General features: G+C 38.6%; 1 protein-coding gene. It reads left to right on the top strand.

Features of this window, described 5'->3' with window-relative positions:
* Positions 1 to 18: 18 nt before the first annotated feature.
* Positions 19 to 378, top strand: a 360-nt coding sequence (locus CHH60_RS29425; protein WP_141237001.1) for a leucine-rich repeat domain-containing protein, incomplete at its 3' end; no start/stop codon positions are given.

Raw genomic sequence — 378 nt, 5'->3', positions numbered from 1 at the left:
CTTTCAGGATTACGCAATTTGGAAAGTTTATTGATTAGCGATAACCAAATAAGAAGTCTAGAACCTTTGAAAAATTTACGCAATCTTACAAGTTTGCTTGCCAGCGGTAATCAGGTATCGGACTTAAGACCACTTCAGAAGACGAATCTTGAATGGATCATTATGGACCATAATCGGATTCAGGATTTGACACCATTAAAGAACCATCCAACTTTACAATATCTATATCTACAAAATAACCTCATTCAGGATATTGCTGTGCTTGAAACCATGCCTCATTTAACCGAGGTATATCTGGGCAATAACCCGCTGAATGAGCATGCGGAGCAGGTCGTAAAAAATTTAGAGAAGAACGGAGTCATTGTAAGCCTGGAGATC

The sequence above is a fragment of the Paenibacillus sp. 7523-1 genome (assembly GCF_002276415.1).
Taxonomy (GTDB): domain Bacteria; phylum Bacillota; class Bacilli; order Paenibacillales; family Paenibacillaceae; genus Paenibacillus; species Paenibacillus illinoisensis_A.
Note: the sequence above shows the minus strand (reverse complement) of the source record. Positions and strands in the feature narration are given on the sequence as shown.